Below are 23064 nucleotides of genomic sequence, written 5' to 3'. Positions count from 1 at the left end.
ATGTTTGGCATGGTTCCTAGACAACGATGAATGTTCTTCTTATTTTAATTCCCTCTGCTACTTTTGCAAGAGGTCTAATAAGGTAGCAGTAAGATATGGGGATTAAGCGTCAGGCATGGACAGATGATAAAAATAGTCGTGCAACTGAAACAACATCTGGGCTAAACCGTCGGCAGTTTCTACGTCGAATCGGTGTGAGTGCAGGCACAGCGGTATTAGCGAGCCAAGGTATTTCTCAAGCGCTGGCAGCCAGTCACATCGAGTCTGGCAATAACTCGCAACTGACCAAGGATGATCTGCCAACTTCGTTATTGGATAATCGCTCATTAGCACAAACGTCACAGGAATCACTGACGCAGGCAGGTTGTATCACGCCCACGATTGAGACGCGACTTTTTGCTAGCTCTAACGTTGGTGGTAGTGATGAGCGTAATCAGTTGGCATTAGATCGTGTGGCTTGTGCTGGGTTTAAAGTAGAGAATCCTGCTATTACCAATCGTCAGTATTTACGCTTTGCGGGAACGGACTCACAGCGTGCTAGCGATTTTCAAAATCTTGCCACTGGAGCAATAGCCACGCCCAAGCTTCTGTTAGGTGTGCGCGGTGGTTACGGTGCCATGCGTATATTGTCTATGGTGGACTGGGCGACGCTAGGACGGGTTATGAAGGAGCGCGGCACGATACTCGCAGGCTTTAGTGATGTGACAGCTATCCAATGTGCGCTATTGGCAAAAGGGTCAATGAGCTCGCTTGCCGCACCGATGCTCTATAGTGAGTTTGGCAAAACTGCGCCTGATAAAGTCAGCTGTCAGCAGTTTGTTGAAGTGCTGACCAATCCCAATCTAACTATCAGTATACAAGATGCTTCGTTAACCAGTCAGCAGCTACCTGCCATACTGACAAAGGGTGAGCCAAAACTGTTAACTGGTACGATTTGGGGTGGTAACTTAAGTGTCGTATCAGCGATGGCAGGTAGTGAGTATTTACCGCGTATCGATGGCGGTATTGTGTTTTTAGAAGATGTCGGCGAGCAGGCGTATCGTATTGAGCGCATGTTATATGACTTATATCTCGCAGGCGTCTTTAAAAATCAGCAAGCGATTGTATTTGGAGCATTGTCTGGTACGGGCGAGGACAGCTATGACAAACGTTATGATGTCGCCACAGTCATTCGTCAGCTGCATGAATTGACAGGATTGCCGATATATAGTGGTATGCCTTTTGGTCATATCGGCAAAAAATACAGTTTTCCGCTAGGAGTAACTTGCCAGATGAGTCCTGATGTAAATGGTGGCTATCAGTTGGTATTTACCGACTACCCAACCATTAAGGCTGATGCCATCCAAGTGGAAGGCTTGTGGCAGACTGCTTAAACGCTAATCACTGTCCTTTTTAAATAGCCAACCGCGAAAACTTATCTTGATACTCTTTTGGTGTCAGCTCTGTCGCACGTTTAAATAGACGCGTGAATGAAGAGATATCATCATAACCTACTTGATCGGCAAGCGATTTTATTGATACATCGCCTAATTCAAGTAAGCGTTTGGCTTGTTCAATTCTGACGGCCTGAATATATTCAATCGGTCGCATTGCTACGCAGGACTGAAAGCGCCTGTTTAAAGTGCGCGGGGTAATATTTACCATAGCGGCTAAACTACTGACCTGCAAAGAATGTTGAAAGTTCTCTTCGATATATTCTTGGACTTGTTTAATCAAATGGTCGGAATGCGGCTTGTGCAGGGTCACATTGGTATAGCTGTTTTGACTACCTCTTTTGCTATCAATAATTTGGGTTTTTGCCACTTGCGTAGAGATCTCACGTCCGCAGTAGCGCTCAATCAATAATAGCCCTAAATCATAAAAGGCGCTGCCGCCAGCTGCACAAAATATATTGCCCGACTGGTTTGTCGACTCGCTTCTTGAATGGGTCACAAACTGATTCTCTTGTAGGTCCACTAATGGAAAATCTGCCTTAAATTTATTGGCATAGCCCCAGTGTGTGGTGGCTATCTTATGATCTAACAATCCTGCCTTTGCCAAAAAAAATGCTCCGCTACAATTGCTTGCTATATCAGCCTTGGTATTCGCAAGCCGTACTAAATGTGGCAGCAGCTCACTATTTTGCTTTAATACCTTATCAATAGAATCGCCAATAGTGGGCACAAGCAATAAATCGCACTCTGTTACGTCTCGAATATCACAGTGGGCTTGCATGATTAACCGATTGCTACACCTGATATCGCCACCACCTAAGCTTGCAATCTGTACATTAAATCGTGGCTCTACAGACTCATTCGAGAAGCGCTGCCAGCTGACCCCCGTGAATGAAAACAAGTCCAATGCGCCAGATAGTACACTACCGAGCACACCATCGAAGCCAAGAATAATCATTTTAAAAGGTTTGAAATAGGGCATAAGTCACTCGTTTCCTTTGCTGTGCTTACCAAAATAGCCATTATTTGGCTGATTTTAACCGGTTAGACACTCTGTTTATGTCTTGTTTGACCATAATTATGTCATAAATGACAATACGGACAGGTATCAAATTAGACTAATATCAATTGATAACCACATTTAATTAGTTAATGAGAATACTATGGCCGCAGATACCCTCCTAAACGATTTCGAATTACCTTTCCAGTTGTATGATGTACTAGGCACAGAATCACTCACCGAGCACGCAAAGTTCTCAGAACATAGCCGTGAGACATTTGATGCTGTGCTAGAGACGGCAAACAAGATTGCGACAGATTTATTTTTACCGCACAACCATATCGCAGATAAGAACGAGCCGCAGTTCGATGGTAAAAAAGTCAGCATGATAAACGATGTAAAAGTCGCTTTTGATGCGTTCCGTGATTCTGGCTTTATCGCAGGTCGTTATAGCTTCGAAGACGGCGGCATGCAGTTACCTGAGACAGTGATGACAGCTGTGGCAGGCTACTTTATGGCAGCCAATCCATCAACGACTGCCTATCCATTTCTGACCACTGCGGCAATCAACGTCATCTCGCATTTTGCTAGTGATGATATCAAAGCAGCCTTTATGCCGCGTATGCTGACAGGTGAATTCACCGGCACCATGGCATTGACTGAGCCGCATGCAGGTTCGTCGCTTGCCGATATCAAAACCATCGCTGTAAAACAGGATGATGGCTCGTACCGCGTTAAAGGCAGCAAGATTTATATCTCAGCAGGTGATCATGAGTTGTCTGACAATATCGTGCATTTGGTATTGGCCAAAGTGCCAGGTGGTCCAGGCGGCGTCAAAGGTATCTCTTTATTTGCCGTGCCTAAGTATCGCTTGAACGATGACTTGTCTGTTGGCGAGCGCAACGATGTACATCTGACTGGACTGATTCATAAGCTTGGTTATAGAGGTGCAACTTCTACGGCATTGAGCTTCGGTGATGAAGGTGATTGTCATGGTTATTTAATTGGCGAAGAGCATTTTGGCTTGCGTTATATGTTCAAAATGATGAATGAGGCACGTATCGCTGTCGGTTTTGGCGCTTCTATGATTGGTTATCGTGGCTATCAGTATTCGCTAGATTATGCCAAAAACCGTACACAAGGTCGCATTGCGCCAAACAATAAGCCTGAAGACGATGCAACGGCCATTATTCAGCATGGTGATGTAAAGCGAATGCTATTGGCACAAAAAGCTTACTCTGAAGGCGGCATCTCATTGTGCTTATATGGCTCAAACCTAATTGACCGTATCAATACCTGTGAAGACGAAACGCTAAAAAATGAGCTAACCGAACTATTAGATTTGCTAACGCCAGTGCTAAAAGCATGGCCATCTGAGTATGGTCCAAAAGCCAATGATTTGGGTATTCAAGTATTGGGCGGCGCAGGCTATACGCGCGAATATCAAGCTGAGCAGTTTTGGCGTGACAATCGTCTAAATCCTATCCATGAAGGCACAAATGGTGTGCAGGCGCTAGATTTGTCATTCCGCAAGTTATGGCAAAAAGGTGGGTTAGGCATTCAAATCCTAAAACGTGAAATTACACAAGATTTGGAAAGCATCACTACGCCTGAGAGTGCGCAACTTGCAGGCAAGCTGATGCCTTATATGGGTCAGTTGCATGAAGTGCTCGTGCATTTGGGCAAAGTGTTGCAGACAGAAGAAGCGCTGACATTGACTGGTAATGCTCAAGCACTAATGAATATTTTTGCCTCAATTGTACTGAGCTGGATTTGGATTCGCCAAGCCAGTAAAGCTGAGCAGCTACTAAGTACGACGCAAGATGTCGAGCAGCAAAACTTCTACAAAGGCAAGATACAAGCGGCCAAATACTTCATCGATTGGGAACTACCATTAGTTAAACGCGACATCGAATTATTAACCAACACCAACTCGGTTTGCACTGATATGCAAGCGGACTGGTTCTAAGGACAACTCTAAGGAAAGAGACATGACAACGATAAACAAACAATGGCGCCTAAAAGCAAGACCAGTAGGCGAGCCAAGCGCTGAAACTTGGAATTATACCGAGACAGAAATACCGACGATTACCGATGGTCAGCTGCTGATTAAGGTTGAATACATCTCTATCGATCCGGCGATGCGTGGTTGGTTGAACGATGCCAAATCTTATATCGCGCCAGTACAAATTGGTGAAGTTATGCGCGCCGGTACTGTGGGTGAAGTGATTGAAAGTAAGCATGAAAAATTTGCAGTAGGTGACTATGTCGCAGGTCACGACGGCGTACAGTCGTATGCGGTCAGTGATGGCACAGGTCTACATAAAGTTGATCCAAGTCTAGCGCCGCTGTCTTACTACTTAGGCGTACTCGGTATGCCGGGTATGACAGGGTATTTTGGTCTGCTAAAAACGGGTCAGCCAAAAGCAGGCGAGACGGTAGTGGTATCAGGAGCTGCTGGTGCCGTTGGTAGCTTGGTCGGTCAAATTGCTAAAATTAAAGGTTGCCGTGTCGTTGGTATTGCAGGCGGTGCTGAGAAATGCAAGTTCTTGGTCGATGAGCTTGGGTTTGATGCGACGATTGATTACAAAAACGAAGATGTGAAAAAAGCCCTAAAGAAAACCTGTCCAGACGGCGTCGATGTGTACTTTGACAACGTAGGCGGTGATATCTTAAATGACGTGCTTACCCAGATTAATCTACATGCGCGTATCGTTATTTGCGGGGCTATCAGCCAATATAACAACACCACAGCAGTAAAAGGCCCATCGAACTATTTATCATTATTGGTCAATCGTGCTCGCATGGAAGGCATCGTGGTGTTCGATAATATCAAAGAATACCCAATCGCAATGAAAGAGATTGCTGGCTGGATTCAGTCAGGTGATATGAAAGTAAAAGACCATATCGTTGAAGGTATCGAGACGTTCCCTGATACTTTGATGATGCTCTTTAATGGTGAAAATTTTGGCAAACTAGTACTTAAGGTAGAGGGATAGATCATGACACTGAATACAAATGGAATTGCATCAGATGTAGCTGGCAAACGAATTTTGATCACGGGCGGTGCATCAGGCATCGGTGCAGCAAGTGCGTTGTTGCTAGCCAGTCGCGGCGCAAAAGTCGTCATTGGTGATATGGCAGAAGAGATGGGTGAAGCGGTTGCCAAGCAAGGCCAAGATGCTGGCAACAGTATCGTCTTTAAAAAAGTAGACGTGACCAGTGGTGATGAAGTGCGTGCGTTGTTTGACTTTGCAGTAGAAACGCTTGGTGGCCTAGATGTTGTGGTGAATAACGCTGGTATCGACCACAAGCCTTCACCAATGCATGAGCTAAGCGATGATGATTTTGATCGTAATATCGCCGTGAATTTAAAAGGTGTGTGGCACTGTATGCGTGCTGCGGTCAATTGTATGCTGCCTAATGGCGGTGGTCATGTGATCAACGTCGCATCTATTGCTGGTCTGCGTTCAGCACCTATGATTTCAGCCTACAGTGCGGCTAAACATGGCGTTATGGGTCTGACCAAATCTGCTGCCCATGAGTATGCTCGTGCCAATATCCGTTTTAACGCGGTATGCCCAAGCTTCATTGATACGCCAATGGTACGCAATACCATGGCAACGATGGATGAACGTACGCAGCAAGCAACGATTAAGGCTAGTCCACTGCGCCGCCTAGGAAACGTCAGTGAAATCTCTAGTGCGATTGCGTGGCTTGCCAGCGATGAAAGCAGCTTTATGAATGGTCATGCCTTCACCTTAGATGGTGGTATGCTAGCGTAACTGTGATCGTTGAGCGCTCTTTGTTTAGTTCATTAGTGCTCGATAATCGCTGTTAGTTATGACAGCGATTATCTGCGTTTAGCAACATAGTGACAGCGTTCAAGAATGAATGTTTGAGAATATAAAGTTTATAAAAATATAAGGAATAATGATGAAAGATTTATTTGATTTAACCGGTAAGGTTGCTCTAGTAACTGGTGCTAGCCGTGGTATTGGTGAGTCTATTGCTCGTTTATTGGCATCAAGAGGCGCACATGTGATTGTCTCAAGCCGCAAAATCGATGCTTGCCAAGCAGTCGCTGATAGCATCAAAGCTGACGGTCATAAGGCCAGTGCTTTTGCTTGTCATGTAGGAGATATGGAACAAATTGACGCAATTTTTGAGCATATCAAAAGTGAATTTGGTCAAATCGATATCTTGGTCAATAACGCAGCAGCCAACCCTTACTATGGCCATATCTTAGATACAGATTTAGCCGCTTTTGATAAAACGGTTGAAGTTAATATCCGTGGTTACTTCTTTATGTCGACGGCTGCTGGCAAAATGATGAAAGAGCAGGGTGGCGGTGTCATCTTGAATACCGCATCGGTCAATGGCTTAGTAGCAGGCGATAAGCAAGGTATCTACTCAATTACTAAAGCGGCAGTCATCAGCATGACCAAAGCATTTGCTAAAGAATGTGGTCCACTTAATATCCGTGTTAATGCTCTATTGCCAGGTTTGACGGATACTAAGTTTGCCTCTGCATTGACTACTAACGATAAAGTCTTAAAAATGGCGCTACACTCGATTCCGCTAGGACGTGTGGCTGAGCCTGATGAAATGGCTGGTACCGTATTGTATCTAGTATCTGATGCCTCAAGTTATACGACAGGCGCGACTATCGTTGTCGATGGTGGTATGCTGGCTTAATTAGACAATCTATAAGACATAGGTTAGATAAGAAAGTAATTGTTTAAAACTGCATGAGATTCAAGAACCGCATGAGATAAATTTTCATGCGGTTTTTTTGATTTGGTTTTGCACTATCGAATAAACTGCTAATTTTAAATGAGTTCAGCTGTATAGTGGCATAATAAATATGCTAATAGCTACTTGGACGATATAGGAGTTAAGCATGGATTCAGTTATCAAAAATAGAATAAAAACGATTTCTCAAAATACAACATGGCTGTTTGTGCCAGCGACTCGCATTGATAGAGTAGCGAAAGCATTTGCTAGTGGTGCAGATGCGGTTATTGTCGATTTAGAGGATGCTGTTGCGCCAGAAGATAAAGCGTCCGCACGCGAAGCATTACAGCAATATCACGACAGTGCAGGTTATCAGCCGATTTGGCTACGTATTAATAAGGCTGGTAGCGAAGAATTCTTTAAAGACATAGTGCTCTGTCAGAAAACGCCTAATTTGGCTGGCGTGTTATTGGCCAAAGCTGAGCAAGTAGATGATATAGAAAGCGTACATCAGCTTACCAATTTACCTGTGATTGCATTGATTGAGAGTGCGATGGGGTTGTATCAAATCGATAGTATAGCAAAAGCAGTCGGCTTGGCTGCGTTTAGTTATGGGTTTTTAGATCTGTGCAACGATTTGCAAGTACAAGTAGGAACACCTGCTGCTGATATCATTGCCAATCAAATCCGCTATCAACTAATCCTGACGTCAAAATTGCACCAATTATCGCCGCCCATCGATACTATTTATCCTGATTTCAATAATGAAGTTGGGCTGAATGACCGAGTACAGCTATGGTCACAAATGGGCATGTCAGGAATGCTGTGTATTCATCCCAAACAAGTGGCAGTTGTCCAACAAGCATTGCAACCAACAAATGAGACTTTGTTATTTGCACAGCGTGTGGTCGAGGAGTACGAGCGGAGCGGCCAGGCAGTATTTAAAGTAGATGGAGAGATGGTCGATGCTCCAGTGATTGAACGTTGTCGTCAACTGTTGGCAAAGTAGCAGACCAATCCATATTTAGTTAAATATAGGCAGTCGGTTCAATATAATTCAGATACTAGGGCGTGTCCTCAATTCAATCTATAGTTATCTAAATGGGTTAAAAATGGCTAAATCTTGCCAAATGGCGTCAAATAGCTGACTAATATCTCGATATTATCTGCGCTATTTTCCTTGTTTGACTGCGATTTATCTCATTTTTAAAATGAGGACACGCCCTAGAAAGCCAAGTGAAAGTATTACAAGCAGTATACTAAGCGAGACTGACACCGTACCTAATTTATAGAGGGTTGACTATATAATGCTTTATCACAAACCATATCCATTCACATTCGATAAAAGCAAACTATGATTTTCATTAACAACAATATTAGCCTCAACGATAATGAGATAGAGATCAGCGCCATACGAGCGCAAGGCGCAGGTGGGCAGAATGTCAACAAAGTATCTTCTGCCATTCACCTGCGTTTTGATATTAACAACTCAAGTCTGAGTGATGAATACAAGCAGCGATTGCTAAATAGCAAAGATAGCCGAATAACAAAGGAAGGCGTGCTAATTATCAAGGCGCAGCAGTTTCGAACCCAAGAGCGCAATAAAATAGATGCGCTTGAGCGTTTGCAAGGCTTTATCACCAAAGCCACTTACGTCAATAAAACCAGAAAGCCCACCAAACCAAGCAGAAATGCCAAACGTAAACGGGTAGATAAAAAGACCCAGCGCGGTAAGACAAAGGCTTTGCGCGGTAAAGTAGATTTTTAGAGAGTTTGTGATAGTAGGTTTTGTCGTTGAAAGGTTTTACGAGAGGAAAGGTTAGAGAACAAAAACCGTAGTAGGTTATGGCAACTTTTGAATTTAGAATGGTATAGGCGATTAACTATCACCTATACCATTATTCTGTATTAACGACTTATTTAGAATGCACCATTAAGTCCAATGAATAGGCTGGTTGAGTCGTCGTCATTACCTTGTGAATGTGTGACACCAGCGTTGGCATTCAATAGGCCAAAGCTTCTAGATAGGCCAAGTGTCATAGCAACGTTATCATCATCAGTTTCGACCATAGGCGTTTCAAAGCTGATATTTGGTAGAGTATTCAAACGTGCGGTTACCGCTTCGCGATTGTCACTTAGCTGCTTTTGGTAATGAATGTCACCAAATAAGTTGAGGTTGTTCATCAAGCTATGATTAGCCTTAAGACCAAGCTTGCCATATGTCGTAGAGTATTTCTGCTCATCGAACTGCATGGCAATGCCAGACAGCTCTTTTTCTTTGAGTCCGTCAATTTTTACGCGGCTCGCTGTTGCACCGATATAAGGCGTGACGGCAATATTGCTCACTTGCATCGGATAGCCTGCCTGCAAGTTGGCATAAAAGCGTTTGCCATCAGCATTTGACTTAAACTGTTGTTGGTTACTACCAAGTGTGACAGCACGTGTGACATCGACATCCATGTTGCCAAATCCTGCAGCACCATTAATCTGTAAACCGCCAAACTTGTTGCTATGATAGACACCAAAACCAACTTCTCCCAGATCAATATCACTCAAACCTGTGCCAACGTCTGAGTTTTCAAAGTCTTTTTGGGTGATATTGCCATACAAGCCTGTCACTGCATTTGCTGAGTTAGGATGAGCAAAATCTACACCCAGCAATACTTGAGTATTATTATCACCATCAAACCCTGCAATTTCTTGATTAGCCACTTCACCGATGGCCCATAGTGTACGGGCAGGTTTTTGCTCACTGCTTTGAATTTGGTTGACGTGTGACTGTAAGCGCTCATTGGTTGCAAGTCCCGTTGTCGTTGCAATATGTGGCAGTACACCGATTAAGCTAGGCGCTGTGACTACAGCATTTGCATAGTCAGCAATCAGTTGATGGGTAGCGCCTGTTGGATGTATGCCATCAGCGAAAAAGTAGGTTTCGTTGGCATTTGCTTCTACAAGAGTATCAGGTCCACAAGTTAGAGAGCTATTGTTGTCACCGCAAGCTTCATCGGTGACATTAGTGAAACCATACTGAGCAGGCGACGCAATGATCTCCTGAGTTAAGCTAAACATATCTAGCGGTATGATATTAGCCCCAGTACCCGCCACGCCGCTGAGCATAAATTGATTGTATAGACTAGTAGCACCAGTGCTTTGCGCTTGAATAGTTTGATTTGGAATGTTAGCAATAACATCAGCACTTTCACCATCTTCAATAGCTTTTTTGACAGCTGCATCGGCAGCTGCCTGTGCTGCGATAATTCTTGGAGTTAAACCAATATCAGGAATATTGGGTACTAAAATATATTTGGCGCCTTTATCTTTTAGTGCATTAATCGTTTTGGTTTGGCTAGCTACTGCTCCAAGTATGGTAGCTTGGGCATTGTTAGTAGGGTCCGCTGCTGCAAGCAAGTCGTTTGCCCCTGCCCATACCACATATAATCCATTAGAATCTACTATGTTATTGGCGAGATAACTATTTACTTGACTGTTGGTAGATGCAACGTCAACAGTGATTGCACTAGTTGAACTAGTAGGAAAAACTTGTACTGTGTTATCGCCTGCTCTTGCACCACCAATAGCATAGTTATTGCTATTTTGAGGACTACCTAAAGTATTAGCAACGGCAGTGGTACCCAGTTGTTTAGCGAATGATGTTGCCCATGTATTATCAGGATTGGTAGTGAACTGACCTGATTCTGCAAGTCCATAAATATCTTGAGTTATGGGACTAAAATATCCACCATCGGTCAGGCTATCACCGAAAAAGGTGACACTGTCATAAGCATTTGCGTGAGAAATACCAGCGATAGATAGGCTGATAGCAAGCATGCTTTTAGTAAAATTTTTGAGAGTGGTATGGCTAATTTTAGAACGTGAAGTATTACGAGGCATAGCGACTTCCTTGTCATCAATGTAATAGTTTGTCAACCGAGTGTAACCACTTTTTAAAAAGCTAGCAATCGTTTTGATTGCAAAACTGCAAGGATATTGCCTTGTATGAGTAAGTTTTTAGAGTATGCTGCTGCGGTATCAAGTATTAAAAAACCATACTATCTCGCTCACATAATATTTTGTTCCCTTCTATATAATTATGCTGTAAGCAACTGATTTTTATTGAAAAGTATAAGGCTTATCTATCGATATTGCTTGTTTAACCTAAGCAACTGCCCAATCATAAATAGTATCAAAGCAGCACTCCACAATAAGATAATTAGGTCGGATGAGCATATAGATGTCTACTGCCAGCAATAGCAAAGTATAGCTAGCAGTATCAATACTATGGAAACTGAAATTAAGCTTGTTTTTGTGGACGCAATAATAAGGCAAGCCCAAGCGCTACAAAAGCGGCGATACCAGATATCATATAACTGATACTAAAGTCTCCAGTGATTTCTGCAAGATAGCCTGCGGCCACTGGCCCAAGAGCTTGCCCACCTGAAAAAGCAAAAGTCAGTGCCGCAAGTGCACTCGCTGCTGCCGCAGGCCCGAAATAATCGCCTGCAGAAGCTGCCATAATGACAGGCACACTCCAAACCACTAGGCCAAACAGGATAATTGATAAATACAGTCCTAAATGCCAATCAGTGAGTCCGACCAACAGATAAGCGATGGCAAGGAAGAAAAAAGCCAACGCTAGACCAAGGCGTCTACCAATATGGTCAGAAATCCAGCCAAACAACATCCCTGAAAACATGCTAAGCAGTCCAATCCATGCCCAAACACCACCAGCAGTCGCTTCACTCAGTTGATACGAGCCAACCATACTGGTGACGATAAAGGTGACGTAAACCATATAAGTAGCGCCATAAATGGCAAAGATGACACCTAAATGTACGAGTAGCTTAATATTGTTACGTTCTAGCTTCTTCTTATTTTTAACAGGCAAGATAGGTGCGCGCCCAAAAGGGCTTTGGCTGACATCATCTGGATGATTGCGAATCAAAGTGAAAGTAAGCCAAGCTACCGCAATATTAATCACGGCAAAAATCAGCCAACCTGTCTGCCAAGACAGTAGAGTAGAGATAGGTAAGAGTTTGGGTACGACAAAGCCCGATAAAATGATACCAAATCCAGGACCCGCCATGACCAGTCCTAAAGCAAGCCCGCGGTGTGAAGGAAAAAACCAATGCGACATGACGCTCATCATCGGTAAGACCACGCCGCCGCTACCGATACCTGTCAGTACATAGAGTGCGCAAAGTATTGGAAAGCTAGTGGTAAAAGCCATACCAAACATAGAGACAGCAATGAGGAGGAGGCTTGCCGTCGCAGTCGTTCGAGTACCCAACCGAGGTAGAATAAAAGGGCTTAGAAGCACTGCAACCAGATATCCTATCAGGTTGGTGAATCCCAAGATTCCGCTTTGAGTATAATTTAATCCTAAAGAAGATGACATGGATGGCAGTAACATGCCAAATGCGAATCGTCCTAACCCAAGTCCGCAGAACATTGCTATAGAACCTGTCGCAGCAACGATCCAAGCATAATGTAACCTGCCTAGCTTAAGAGGAGCGGTACTACCCTGATTTCCTTGATCTGGATTGTCTTGTTGAGTCATTCCATCAGGCATCACGAATCTCCAACAAGTTGAAAATTCGCAATATATATCGTCACTAAATTTAAATTGTAGGTAATGACTTCCTTGTTTTGAATAGTATCCATTTCACACTCATCCTTTTGTGCTCAATCCCTATCAGTCCTTTATTAAATACACTTATAGCCTAAGTATACTTATGTCCAATAAAATTAGTATAACCGCACCTGAACGTTCGTTCAATCGGTGTCTAAGAAATCCTTGAAATGATTTGTAGGCTATATCGTTGTATTCACACATAAAGAAAATGCCAGCCCATTTATATGGCTGGCATTCTGCTTGTTATTTTCTGACGGTTACTTACTGTCTGCTGTTTTTTGGATACTATCTAATATCAGTTTATTAGCTAGCCAAGTCGCTTACTCAACTCAGGAAAGCGCTTGATCATAAATAGCATTAAGAGTAATGCCACAACTGCGATAGCCGCACCTGTGTATCCTACGCTAGATAGTGAAAGATGCGTCACGGCATAACCACCGAATAGTGCACCCGTACCAATCCCCAAATTAATAATACCTGAAAACATCGACATCAGCATGTCTTGCGCATTGACATCGACCATGATGACTTTGGCTTGCATCGAGATAATCAGTAGCATGAGTGCCGTGCCCCAAAGCAAGGCGATAAAGCTGAGCGCCCATACAGAGGCCACTGCTAGCAATAGTGCAAGCATAGACACGAGCATCAGTATGGTCGATATCAGCATCAATCTGGTATTGAACCGATCACCCCACCGACTGAAAATAACACTGCCTACAATTCCAGCTGCACCGAATAATAACAGTACAAAAGTCGCAGCGTTTTCACTGATATTACCGACTTGGCGCATGAATGGTTCTATATAAGAATAAGCTGTGTAGTGCGCTGTAAAGACCAATAAGATAAGCAGGTATAGACAGACCAATAAAGGGTTTTTAAGGAGTTCTGGAATCTTTCTAAAAGACCCTTCAAACATACTAGGTAGCGTTGGTAAGAGTCTCGCTTGTAGAATAAATACAATTAAGGCGATGACGCCAATACCGCCAAATGTAGCCCGCCAGCCGAACCATTGCCCAATTAAGCGTCCTAGCGGCACACCCAGTACCATTGCTAACGACGTACCCGTCGCCAGTACGCTAAGCGCCATGGCTTTTTTGCCTTCAGGTGCGACGCGTATCGCGATAGCAGCTGTGATCGACCAAAATATCGCATGCGATAAAGCAATCCCAACTCGGCTAATGAGCAGCACATTAAAGCTCCACGCAAATACGGACAGCACATGACTGGCAATGAATACGGCAAAAAGACCCAAGAGTAAACGTTTGCGCTCAAATCGACTGGTTAATAGCATTAGTGGCAATGACATCGCTGCGACAATCCAAGCATAGAGTGTCAACATCCAGCCGGTCTCTGCCGTCGTAATAGAGAAGTCTTGGGCAATGTCGCTCAACAGCGCCACCGGGACAAATTCTGTGGTGTTCATAATAAAGGCACTAACGCCCATCAAAAATACTTGAAAATACTGAGTTCGGCGAGCGTTTGAGCTGGCCTCAAGGTTATGTGTCATAAAATCCAATACAGATGCGAATACTACGTGTGATAGGTCAAAGTGGGGTAGGCTTAATTAGAATACAAGGGTTGCGCGGCAAGATAGCAAACTCACGTTGATCTTAAAAGGTGTTTTTTGATAAGGATTGTTAATTGGACGTTTATTGAGGATACTTGAGTAATATGAAACTGTCGCTAATTATACTTAATGCGTTGGGATACTTGCTAACGACTAAACTACAATTCATTTAAAAAGAAGCGACACCAGTTGTCGTAGAAAGTTTTAAACAGCTTTATTTTTATGTGAGCTTATACTATAGTTATTAGGTCAGGCAAAATGATATGAGATAAAAACCAGTTAACCCTCGGGGCGCAATGCTTCACTTCTTAACTGAGTTTTTAAATGCTATCTTAGCGAAGTCTTTCTAGTAGTGTTATTTACGTTTAATCCTAAACTTCTGCGTCTGTACAAATTATACAAACCATCATTATTAATAAACAAAAAAAACTAAACAGAAAAAATGCTCGTTTGCGTTGCAAAAATATAAGCAATGCAACAGCGAAAAACTGTGGCTAAAAAGTCTATCAGAATTAAAAACTACCACCTTACCAAGTCGATTAATTTACTTAACTTTATAGATAATGACGTCATTTAAACAATGGCGAATAGGCTCGGCTGGCTTGAAATCGGCACTCAGAATATAACAACAACGAAAAACTGCAGCGAAAAAACCAAAATCAAAATAATAAGGATATAACGATGACTAAATTAGCGTATCAGTTTGAACAAAAACGGTTAGACAATATGCAATGGTCGGATGGCTCAAAGCTATCTGGTATAACGGCATTAACAAATGATGAGAAAGGCCGAGTACGAAAACAGCCATTGTTTTACCTCGAAACGGTTTCTATAGACAGTTATGAAGATGATATTTATTTCGTGAACAATACTAATGAGACGCTTAGTTGGGTAGCGCCATTTAAACCCTATCGAAACATAACTGAAGCACGAGCAAAGCTAGGCGATGTCAGTGATGAAAACTTACGTAAAGTGACCCTCTATAGTGATGACATGGATCGTTTATACACGAACGTACTGCCCAATCAGGGCGTGCGGATTGGTAGTACTCATATCATGTCTGACAGTGATGCGATGATGCAGTGGTTCATACATGTGCCATATAAGGGGCCAAATACGCATTATGCGATTTGGCAATTTAATGTAGTGGAAAAAGGCGTAATTCGCGGAATTTATCCATTGCTGTGGGATGATTTTAGTCAACCCTTGCACATGGTGAGTTGTGATTGTCTGTTTGAGCAAGCTGATATGCCGATAGAGGTCAGTATTTATGAAGAGCGCTGTGCAATGCTTGACAGGATTATCGGGTCATTTGGCATATCAAACGCCATATTTATATTAGCAATCAATGATGTGCTCTATCGTTATGGCGTGGGCTGGAGCGCGCCCTATAGCGAGTCGGATATACAAGCGCAAGACATTGTGATGAAACTAATAGAACAAAAGCCAGAAAATGCGAAAGCGGTAAAAGCCGTTGTCCAAGCGGTTTATGACTTTTGGTTTAACGAAGGTTTTGCAAAAAATATCTCAGTGCAAGCTTGTGAGGAGCTTTTGAGCTTGTACCAAGCGCATGTTGCCACCCAAAAACCAGTTTAATTTATAAACTAAATTACCAAGAGCAAACCTAAATAATGATTAAAAAAGGAGAACCTTATGATGTTTCCTATTGAAAACAACGATACGTTTTTATTGTTTTTTCATGGTCTCGATTCAAGCAATGAGACCAGTAAATATACTTGTATCACGCGTGAGCCAAAATACTGTCAAACGGTCAATTATCGAGACAATTTTGCAGAAATATTTGAGATTTACGATGCATTGATTCGTGAAAAAATGACACAGTACCCGCGAGTGGTGTTGGCAGGGCATTCGCTTGGTGGTTGGTTTGCCAATCATTTCGCCCATAAATATAACTTGCGCGCGCTATTGATTGCGCCTTGTATCTATCCAAATGAGGTATTGGCTGACCGTATTCCTGACGTGGCTGATATGAAGCTGTCGTTCCCTACCTCTAACACTCAGATGGTACGAGTTATGGTAGAAGTCGATGATGAAAGCTTGGATGTGGCGGTAGCTAGACGAACCTTGGTAAATCTACCTAATAGCTGGGACGTTGATTACTTTGCAGACGGTCATCACCGTATCGCTCGTAGTAGTGATATTTGGTATCACTTAACTCATCTGTGCGAAGATCCCATCGTTTGGATGGATGAGGCGACATATCATGGTGAAGACTGATGACAAGGATAGTCAAAAAACTCAAGCGACTGATGGGAAATAAACCACTTAAAATAATTGATTGACATTAAAGACGATCGGTCATAATATTTGTGCATGACGATTACTAAGCCAAAAGCCCGTCGAGGGCGTCCACCCAATGTTGAGAGAGAGTTTACGGATACCCGTGAAGCTCTTTTAAGATCTGGGATGGAGATGCTGACAGAGCAAGGCTTTGCGACCACTGGTATCGATGCCATACTCAAACGTATCAATGTGCCTAAAGGTTCCTTCTACAATTACTTCAAAAACAAAGAAGCGTTTGGACAGGAAGTATTACGGCAGTACGCGTTGTATTTTGCTCGCAAGCTAGATCATTGTTTTCTGAATGAGCAAGTATCTCCCATGCAGCGTATTAGTGATTTTGTTGAAGATGCTAAGTCGGGAATGATCAAGCATGAATTTCGACGCGGCTGCTTAGTAGGCAACTTGGGTCAAGAGATTGTCGTGTTGCCTGAGAGTTTTCGCTGTGAACTAGAAGGTATATTAGTTGATTGGCAAAAGCGTTTAGCGGCTTGCTTGCGTCTGGCAGTACAACAGGAACAAATACCTTCGAATAGTGACTGTGATGAGATTGCTGCTTTCTTTTGGATTGGTTGGGAAGGTGCGGTTTTGCGTGCCAAGTTGGTACAAGACGTCAGTCCATTAGATATCTTTTTCCGAGGATTTGCAGCAGGGATACAGAAGTAATTTTTTTATTTATATTTTTAGACGACCGGTCTAAATTATTTTTTACTTATTTATAGACGATTGGTCTAAATAGGAGCTACTATGTTTAAAGCAATATTAATTGAAAAAAATGACGATGTTTATCAGTCCAATCTGACTGAGATACAGGACGCGCAATTGCCTGAGGGTGATGTGACGGTTCGTGTGGCATATAGCACACTCAATTACAAAGATGGATTGGCCATCACGGGTCGTAGCCCTGTGGTACGCACATTTCCCATGGTTCCAGGGATTGATTTAGCGGGTACCATCGAAATAAGCAGCCATCCCCGCTACAAAGCTGGTGACAAGGTATTGTTAAATGGTTGGAGTGTGGGTGAGAAGTATTGGGGCGGTCTATCACAAAAGGCGCGATTAAACGGTGACTGGCTTATCCCGCTCCCTGAGTCGATGACTGAACGTCAGGCGATGGCAATTGGTACAGCAGGATATACTGCGATGCTTTGTATAATTGCGTTGGAACGTCATGGACTCACACCAGAGCGTGGCGAAGTATTGGTAACTGGTGCTAATGGCGGCGTTGGTAGCTTTGCCATCGCACTTCTAGCAAACCAAGGTTACTCTGTCACAGCCTCTACGGGACGTCTAGAAGAAGCGGAATACTTAAAGAGCCTCGGTGCAACGACGATCATTGACCGAGCAGAGTTGAGTAGTCCGGGACGCGCGCTTGGTAAAGAGAGATGGGCTGCCGCAATTGATTCTGTTGGTAGTCATACGCTGGCCAACGTTTGTGCTAGCACGTGTGAAGATGGTTTGGTCGCTACTTGTGGGCTGGCTCAAGGCATGGATTTCCCTGCTACTGTTGCGCCATTTATTTTACGCGGTGTTAGTTTGCTTGGTATCAATAGTGTGACACGACCTTATGATGAGCGTGTAGAAGCATGGCAGCGTTTGAGCACAAGTTTGGATATGACGCAATTGGATGCCATTACCAGAGAGATTGGTCTAAGCGAAGTCATTCCGACAGCAAGCGAGTTGTTGGATGGTAAAGTTCGTGGTCGAATAGTCGTTGATGTCAATCGTTAAGCGTTAATTTTTTAATACTTCAACACTAATGCTTCGATGTTAAGCCTTTTTTTAATACATGAATAGATGATGCATAGAAACGTCTAAGATTGAATGCGCAAAATGAAAAAGAATTATTCACAAACGGTCACAAATATCGGTATTTATTTTTTGTCATCTGATGTGCTATCATCGTTGAACGAACTATCGTGGGTTTAACAGTTTTGTTATTGCCGACCATGACAATAGTCTAATGGCGGCGTGACAAACCTTGCAACTTCCAGCACGATATAAAACAACTCTGGTAAAGCGCATGAGCCTGTACTCCGACAACCTCATTTGTGCCTGATTTTTTGCCTATTTGGGCGTATATCATACTTTTTCGTCGGAGTTACAGGAGTCTAAGGTGTTCAATATCATGAGCCACATTGCTAACCCATCTAAATATACCCGTCGTTATCACCCACGCCATTCTCTAGCGCAATATGTTATCAATCAAATAGAGTCGCTTGAGCTGCGCCCGCAAGATATCGTCAAGCAAATGGGCTATCCTCTTAAACATACCATTCCAGCCTATGACCGCCTGCGTCATGTATTGTCGAGCAAATTCCTTGGGCTTGATGGTAGCTATATGGACAAATATTTTACCGCTGATGAGTTTTTGGCAAAACTGTTTGCCGTACTTGAGATACCGTATCAGCCATTCGCAGAAGATGTTGCTCAAATTAAATATGACTTGGCGAATTACTCTAATACGTTACCTAGATATAGCTTACGAGCGGAAGTGGATTTCACATTTACGAGTGCTGATAACTGGATGTCTCGTGGTGCAGCTTCACGTTTTGCGCAAGTACACTTGCCTAGCAGTTTTGCCAAATTAGACGATGCTGCACGTAAATCAGTGATTCAAGACAGTATCTGCGAACATTATCAGCAGTATGAGGGCAGTTTGCCATACGACGGCATTATCAAAGGCTATCGACTGACTATTGAACAAAACAACCATGTGGTTGACCATGCAGAGTATGGATTGCCAAAATCTAGCAGTATTTAAAAAGTTTTGAGCGTATAAACAGCACGAGCTGTTAATTACATTGATTGAATAATCACATTGACCGAAAAAAATATAAAAAAGCCTCACTTTATCGTGGGGTTTTTTACGTTATGTTTTCTTGTAAGAGTCAAACACTGCTAAATATCAGTTTTATAAAATTCATTTTAAGCTTCAGGCTTAGAGATGGCCCGCCATAAAATCACAAATAGCGCATCAAACTCTGCATTTAACGGTGTTTCTGTTTGGCGAATGGTATGCATTAAACCAAGTCGACTGATAAACCCCATAAACACATCGAAAAGTATGTGCAGTGGAACAGTGTCATTTAGCACCCCACGATTTTGCCCATCTTCTAATACCGCCAAAAACGCCCCAATTAACTCTTTGTTTTCATAGATTGCGATATTACGTATACGCGAGGCCGAGACCGAAGACAGCACCATCACCGCATCTGGGTGCGAGTCTACAAAATCAAAGCAGACCCACAGTGTCTTACGTAGACGATCTTGTACGCTATCAATCCCTTGCAGATGATCCATAATTCGAGCGGCTAATCTGCCGAGCACAATATCCATAATGGTATAAAACAGCGTTTGCTTATCTCCGAAGTACTTGTAGAGCGTTTGCAAAGAGACGTTTGCAGACTTTGCAATTTGCGCCATCGTCACCTCATTAGCGTCAAATCCTGCAAAGACTTTACGAACAGCTTGCTCAATTTTATCCAAAGTTGCGGGCCGCATATCGGATAGGGGCGCTAGAGATCGAGTTTGCGTGAGGCTATCTGATTGATTAAAGGTTTTCATATTTATCGCTTCTTAAAGTATTGGCTATTTGATACGTCCTACCAGTTAAATGATTTGTTCCATAATTTAACGTGATTAAATTAATAAGTAATATAAATTACCATTTTTATTTAATTGATTGCGAAGTGGTTTTTCGTAGCCTAGTATAAGACTCATGTATTAATAAATACAAAGAATTTATAGTATATTTATAACGGTAATATAAATTACCATAATTTAAAAAATGGCTTAGTTATAGTCAGTTTAATATGATTTCGATACAAGGAAACCGAGTGCAAGTTATACATTAGTATGCTTAGCGAGGATGACGATGTAGCGGACTTATATAGACTTGACTATATAGTTGTTATTCACTCCACCTTGTCAAGGATAGACATCATGAGTATTGAAAAACTTACCCCAAACTGGATGACCGAAGAGCATCAGATGGTGTATGACAGCGCCTTAAAAATGTTTCAATCTTGGGACCCCAAAGACGAGCAGTGGCGCAAAAACGGCATGATCGATCGTGATGCATGGGAAGAGGCGGGCGACATGGGTTTTCTATGTGCAGCGATACCAAGCAAGTATGGTGGCGGCGGCGGCGATTTCGGTCATGAAGCGGCACTTATCTACGCTCAGACAGAGGCCAATCAATCAGGATTTGGCGGTATGGTGCATTCAGGTATTGTCGCGCCTTATATTTTAGACCACGGTACTGAAGAACAAAAACAAGCGTGGCTACCCAAAATGGCAACGGGCGAATATATCGGCGCTATCGCCATGACCGAGCCTGGTACTGGCTCCGACCTACAAAACATCAAAACCTATGCGGTAAAAGATGGTGATGACTACATTATCAATGGTTCTAAGACTTTTATCACCAATGGTCAGCATGCCAATCTGATTTTATTAGCATGCAAAACAGACCGTGAAAAAGGCGCACAAGGCGTCTCACTTATCATCGTAGAAACGGACAAAGTAGAAGGGTTTGAGCGTGGACGCAATCTCGATAAAATTGGTTTGACGTCGCAGGATACCTCAGAGTTGTTCTTTAGCAATGTACGTGTGCCACAAACCAACCTGTTGGGTACGGTAGAAGGTATGGGCTTTATACAAATGATGCAGGAGTTGCCGCGTGAGCGTTTAATCATTGCGCTATCCGGGGTTGGCTCGATGAAGCTTGCTATCAACTTAACGCTAGACTACGTAAAAGGGCGCAAAGCCTTTGGCAAACCTATTTGGAAGTTTCAAAATACCCGCTTTAAGATGGCGGAATGCTATGCCGATTATCTCGCTGCCAGTACCATGTGTGATGCGGCAGTCGATGCGATGCTTGAGGGTAAATTATCAGTACCGCATGCCTCATTAATCAAATACTGGGTTACCGAAAAACAGTGCGAAGTCATCGACGAATGCGTGCAGCTATTTGGTGGCTATGGCTATATGACAGAATACCCTATCGCCCGTTTATATGCCGATGCCCGCGTGCAAAAAATCTATGGCGGCACCAATGAAATTATGAAAGAGCTGGCGTCACGCTTTATATAGATGCTTATATTATAAGACTACAATAACTATTGTTTATTTAAAAAATAAAAAAAGGATTTTTTATGACTGAGACTGCTTATATTTATGATGCTATCCGCACGCCTCGGGGCAAAGGAAAAAAGGACGGCTCCTTGTATCAAGCGTCACCAATTTGGCTGACACGCACCTTATTACAGGAGATGCAACAGCGCCACAACTTGGATACCAGTTTGGTAGATGATGTGGTACTTGGCTGCGTAACACCGGTGGGTGAGCAAGGCTCTGATATTGCCCGTATCGCTGTGATTGATGCTGGTTGGGCACAAAATGTGGCAGGTCTTACCTTGTCGCGCTTTTGTGCCTCTGGTTTAGAATCTATCAATTTAGCGGCGGCCAAAGTCATGTCAGGTATGGAAGACATGGTGGTGGCAGGCGGTGTGGAGTCTATGAGCCGTGTGCCGATGGGATCTGATGGTGGTGCTTGGTACATGGATCCACGGGTCAATGAAGCCACGCATTTCGTACCGCAAGGCGTGGGCGCGGATACCATCGCGACGCTCAAAGGCTTTAGTCGTAGTGATGTCGATGCCTTTGCCACCGAGTCGCATCGCCGCGCGGCACAGGCTTGGGAGAACGGCTATTACGACAAATCGGTTGTCCCTGTTACCGATATCAATGGCATGATGCTGTTAGATAAAGATGAAACTATCCGATCTAATACCAATGTCGAGACCTTAGCGGGTCTTAAACCTTCCTTTATCATGCCGGGAAAAATGGGCTTTGATAGCGTTATCTTGGACAGATATACCACGATAGAAACCGTGAGTCATGTGCATCATGCGGGTAACTCTTCAGGCATCGTTGATGGGGCAGCTATCTGTTTGGTTGGCAGCGCGGCGGCTGGTCAAAAAGCAGGGTTAAAACCACGCGCCAAGATCACAATGGCCTCAGTCATTGGCTCAGAGCCTGCCATTATGCTCACAGGTCCAACGCCAGCTTGCCAAAAAGCCCTTGATAAAGCGGGCATGCAGGCCTCTGATATAGACCTTTGGGAAATTAACGAAGCCTTCGCTGCTGTGCCGATGAATACTGCTGATGATTTTGGCATCTCGCTTGATATCGTCAATGTCAATGGTGGTGCAATCGCTATGGGTCATCCGCTTGGGGCAACTGGCGCGATGCTCATGACGACTGTTCTTGATGAGCTAGAACGACGCGACCTACAGACCGCTATGATTACGCTATGTGTGGGCGGTGGCATGGGTATTGCCACCATTATTGAGCGCGTTTAACTTTTTTCTAAAATAGACTGAAACCA

At 43.3% G+C, this 23064-nt stretch carries 19 protein-coding genes; 14 read left to right on the top strand and 5 right to left on the bottom strand.

Features of this window, described 5'->3' with window-relative positions:
• Positions 1–95 precede the first annotated feature (95 nt).
• Positions 96–1373, top strand: a complete 1278-nt coding sequence (locus QO187_RS09640) for an LD-carboxypeptidase (protein ID WP_102093988.1) — start codon at positions 96–98, stop codon at positions 1371–1373.
• 19 nt (positions 1374–1392) lie between these two features.
• On the opposite strand, the gene QO187_RS09635 is transcribed toward QO187_RS09640, so the two are convergent.
• Positions 1393–2415 carry a GlxA family transcriptional regulator gene (locus QO187_RS09635; RefSeq protein ID WP_101205632.1) on the bottom strand — a complete coding sequence of 341 codons (1023 nt, stop codon included), beginning with the start codon at positions 2413–2415 and terminating at the stop codon, positions 1393–1395.
• Between the two features lie 181 nt (positions 2416–2596).
• Here QO187_RS09635 and QO187_RS09630 point away from each other — a divergent pair, with 181 nt between their 5' ends.
• The 6 genes from QO187_RS09630 (at position 2597) to arfB (ending at position 8938) form a co-directional block, all read left to right on the top strand.
• Positions 2597–4402: an acyl-CoA dehydrogenase gene (locus QO187_RS09630; protein WP_102093990.1), complete on the top strand. Its 1806-nt coding sequence runs from the start codon at positions 2597–2599 to the stop codon at positions 4400–4402.
• Positions 4403–4424: 22 nt separating this feature from the next.
• The gene (locus QO187_RS09625) at positions 4425–5432 is read left to right on the top strand and encodes an NADP-dependent oxidoreductase (protein ID WP_102093991.1); all 1008 of its coding nucleotides are present in this window, start codon (positions 4425–4427) and stop codon (positions 5430–5432) included.
• Positions 5433–5435: 3 nt separating this feature from the next.
• Positions 5436–6218: an SDR family NAD(P)-dependent oxidoreductase gene (locus QO187_RS09620; RefSeq protein WP_057760664.1), complete on the top strand. Its 783-nt coding sequence runs from the start codon at positions 5436–5438 to the stop codon at positions 6216–6218.
• Between the two features lie 148 nt (positions 6219–6366).
• Positions 6367–7131, top strand: coding sequence for an SDR family oxidoreductase (locus QO187_RS09615; protein ID WP_197707707.1), 765 nt, complete (start codon positions 6367–6369; stop codon positions 7129–7131).
• Between the two features lie 205 nt (positions 7132–7336).
• A complete protein-coding gene (locus QO187_RS09610; protein WP_102093993.1) occupies positions 7337–8179 on the top strand; it encodes a CoA ester lyase in 843 nt (280 codons plus the stop codon).
• A gap of 345 nt (positions 8180–8524) precedes the next feature.
• Positions 8525–8938, top strand: coding sequence for an alternative ribosome rescue aminoacyl-tRNA hydrolase ArfB (arfB, locus tag QO187_RS09605; RefSeq protein WP_102093994.1), 414 nt, complete (start codon positions 8525–8527; stop codon positions 8936–8938).
• Between the two features lie 152 nt (positions 8939–9090).
• Here the strand turns inward: arfB and QO187_RS09600 are convergent, their stop codons facing one another.
• From QO187_RS09600 to QO187_RS09590, 3 genes are all read right to left on the bottom strand, one after another.
• Positions 9091–11061 carry an autotransporter domain-containing protein gene (locus tag QO187_RS09600; RefSeq protein WP_102093996.1) on the bottom strand — a complete coding sequence of 657 codons (1971 nt, stop codon included), beginning with the start codon at positions 11059–11061 and terminating at the stop codon, positions 9091–9093.
• A 400-nt stretch (positions 11062–11461) separates the two neighbouring features.
• Positions 11462–12739 carry a YbfB/YjiJ family MFS transporter gene (locus QO187_RS09595; RefSeq protein ID WP_102093998.1) on the bottom strand — a complete coding sequence of 426 codons (1278 nt, stop codon included), beginning with the start codon at positions 12737–12739 and terminating at the stop codon, positions 11462–11464.
• Between the two features lie 370 nt (positions 12740–13109).
• Positions 13110–14309 carry a sugar transporter gene (locus QO187_RS09590; RefSeq protein ID WP_102094000.1) on the bottom strand — a complete coding sequence of 400 codons (1200 nt, stop codon included), beginning with the start codon at positions 14307–14309 and terminating at the stop codon, positions 13110–13112.
• A gap of 741 nt (positions 14310–15050) precedes the next feature.
• Here QO187_RS09590 and QO187_RS09585 point away from each other — a divergent pair.
• From QO187_RS09585 to QO187_RS09565, 5 genes are all read left to right on the top strand, one after another.
• A complete protein-coding gene (locus QO187_RS09585) occupies positions 15051–15965 on the top strand; it encodes a hypothetical protein (protein ID WP_371548180.1) in 915 nt (304 codons plus the stop codon).
• Between the two features lie 57 nt (positions 15966–16022).
• A complete protein-coding gene (locus QO187_RS09580) occupies positions 16023–16607 on the top strand; it encodes an alpha/beta hydrolase (RefSeq protein ID WP_371548178.1) in 585 nt (194 codons plus the stop codon).
• Positions 16608–16703: 96 nt separating this feature from the next.
• On the top strand, positions 16704–17336 hold the full coding sequence (locus QO187_RS09575; protein WP_371548177.1) for a TetR/AcrR family transcriptional regulator: 633 nt from the start codon (positions 16704–16706) through the stop codon (positions 17334–17336).
• Between the two features lie 81 nt (positions 17337–17417).
• A complete protein-coding gene (locus QO187_RS09570; RefSeq protein ID WP_371548176.1) occupies positions 17418–18401 on the top strand; it encodes an MDR family oxidoreductase in 984 nt (327 codons plus the stop codon).
• Positions 18402–18798: 397 nt separating this feature from the next.
• Positions 18799–19434, top strand: a complete 636-nt coding sequence (locus QO187_RS09565; RefSeq protein ID WP_371548174.1) for a hypothetical protein — start codon at positions 18799–18801, stop codon at positions 19432–19434.
• 164 nt (positions 19435–19598) lie between these two features.
• On the opposite strand, the gene QO187_RS09560 is transcribed toward QO187_RS09565, so the two are convergent.
• Positions 19599–20237, bottom strand: coding sequence for a TetR/AcrR family transcriptional regulator (locus QO187_RS09560; protein ID WP_156410701.1), 639 nt, complete (start codon positions 20235–20237; stop codon positions 19599–19601).
• A gap of 378 nt (positions 20238–20615) precedes the next feature.
• On the opposite strand from QO187_RS09560, the gene QO187_RS09555 reads away from it, so the two are divergent.
• Both QO187_RS09555 and QO187_RS09550 read left to right on the top strand, forming a co-directional pair.
• Complete coding sequence (locus QO187_RS09555; RefSeq protein WP_102094010.1) at positions 20616–21767, top strand: acyl-CoA dehydrogenase family protein; 1152 nt, start codon at positions 20616–20618, stop codon at positions 21765–21767.
• 62 nt (positions 21768–21829) lie between these two features.
• Positions 21830–23038: an acetyl-CoA C-acetyltransferase gene (locus QO187_RS09550; RefSeq protein ID WP_102094012.1), complete on the top strand. Its 1209-nt coding sequence runs from the start codon at positions 21830–21832 to the stop codon at positions 23036–23038.
• Positions 23039–23064: the final 26 nt, after the last annotated feature.

The organism is Psychrobacter sp. Arc9, from assembly GCF_041431295.1.
Taxonomy (GTDB): Bacteria; Pseudomonadota; Gammaproteobacteria; order Pseudomonadales; family Moraxellaceae; genus Psychrobacter.
The sequence above is the reverse complement of the archived record's forward strand: the minus strand, read 5'-3'. Positions and strand labels throughout refer to the sequence as shown.

Excerpts from the sequence above, each read along its gene's own strand:
- QO187_RS09555 (WP_102094010.1), top strand. The coding sequence starts at position 20,616 with ATGAGTATTGAAAAACTTACCCCAAACTGGATGACCGAAGAGCATCAG.
- QO187_RS09585 (WP_371548180.1), top strand. The coding sequence starts at position 15,051 with ATGACTAAATTAGCGTATCAGTTTGAACAAAAACGGTTAGACAATATG.
- QO187_RS09560 (WP_156410701.1), bottom strand. The coding sequence starts at position 20,237 with ATGAAAACCTTTAATCAATCAGATAGCCTCACGCAAACTCGATCTCTA.
- QO187_RS09600 (WP_102093996.1), bottom strand. The coding sequence starts at position 11,061 with ATGCCTCGTAATACTTCACGTTCTAAAATTAGCCATACCACTCTCAAA.
- QO187_RS09640 (WP_102093988.1), top strand. The coding sequence starts at position 96 with ATGGGGATTAAGCGTCAGGCATGGACAGATGATAAAAATAGTCGTGCA.
- QO187_RS09550 (WP_102094012.1), top strand. The coding sequence starts at position 21,830 with ATGACTGAGACTGCTTATATTTATGATGCTATCCGCACGCCTCGGGGC.
- QO187_RS09595 (WP_102093998.1), bottom strand. The coding sequence starts at position 12,739 with ATGCCTGATGGAATGACTCAACAAGACAATCCAGATCAAGGAAATCAG.
- QO187_RS09625 (WP_102093991.1), top strand. The coding sequence starts at position 4,425 with ATGACAACGATAAACAAACAATGGCGCCTAAAAGCAAGACCAGTAGGC.
- QO187_RS09565 (WP_371548174.1), top strand. The coding sequence starts at position 18,799 with ATGAGCCACATTGCTAACCCATCTAAATATACCCGTCGTTATCACCCA.
- QO187_RS09580 (WP_371548178.1), top strand. The coding sequence starts at position 16,023 with ATGATGTTTCCTATTGAAAACAACGATACGTTTTTATTGTTTTTTCAT.
- QO187_RS09610 (WP_102093993.1), top strand. The coding sequence starts at position 7,337 with ATGGATTCAGTTATCAAAAATAGAATAAAAACGATTTCTCAAAATACA.
- arfB (WP_102093994.1), top strand. The coding sequence starts at position 8,525 with ATGATTTTCATTAACAACAATATTAGCCTCAACGATAATGAGATAGAG.
- QO187_RS09630 (WP_102093990.1), top strand. The coding sequence starts at position 2,597 with ATGGCCGCAGATACCCTCCTAAACGATTTCGAATTACCTTTCCAGTTG.
- QO187_RS09575 (WP_371548177.1), top strand. The coding sequence starts at position 16,704 with ATGACGATTACTAAGCCAAAAGCCCGTCGAGGGCGTCCACCCAATGTT.
- QO187_RS09590 (WP_102094000.1), bottom strand. The coding sequence starts at position 14,309 with ATGACACATAACCTTGAGGCCAGCTCAAACGCTCGCCGAACTCAGTAT.
- QO187_RS09635 (WP_101205632.1), bottom strand. The coding sequence starts at position 2,415 with ATGCCCTATTTCAAACCTTTTAAAATGATTATTCTTGGCTTCGATGGT.
- QO187_RS09615 (WP_197707707.1), top strand. The coding sequence starts at position 6,367 with ATGATGAAAGATTTATTTGATTTAACCGGTAAGGTTGCTCTAGTAACT.
- QO187_RS09620 (WP_057760664.1), top strand. The coding sequence starts at position 5,436 with ATGACACTGAATACAAATGGAATTGCATCAGATGTAGCTGGCAAACGA.
- QO187_RS09570 (WP_371548176.1), top strand. The coding sequence starts at position 17,418 with ATGTTTAAAGCAATATTAATTGAAAAAAATGACGATGTTTATCAGTCC.